Source organism: Shigella sp. FC1967 (assembly GCF_001743005.1).
Classification (GTDB): Bacteria; Pseudomonadota; Gammaproteobacteria; order Enterobacterales; family Enterobacteriaceae; genus Proteus.
Genome location: NZ_MIIZ01000356.1, coordinates 1 through 235, shown reverse-complemented (window position 1 = coordinate 235; position 235 = coordinate 1). Strand labels below are relative to the sequence as shown.

Sequence of the window (235 nt, the reverse complement as noted above, 5' to 3'; positions counted from 1 at the left end):
TTTTATGAATATGATAACTACAAGGTCATGGTTTTGTAGTGCTTATATAACCAAGACAAATCTTAGTTACGCTAATTTTTCTAGAGTCATATTAGAAAAGTGCGAACTGTGGGAAAATCGCTGGAATGGCACTGTGATAACTGGCGCCGTGTTTCGTGGCTCCGATCTTTCTTGTGGGGAGTTTTTCATCGTTTGATTGGTCTTTGGCTGATTTTACTGGTTGTGATTTAACGGG

At 39.1% G+C, this 235-nt stretch carries 1 pseudogene; it reads left to right on the top strand.

The annotated features are described in order from the left end of the window. A pseudogene (locus BHE89_RS03195) lies at positions 1-235 on the top strand (pentapeptide repeat-containing protein); the annotation flags it as partial.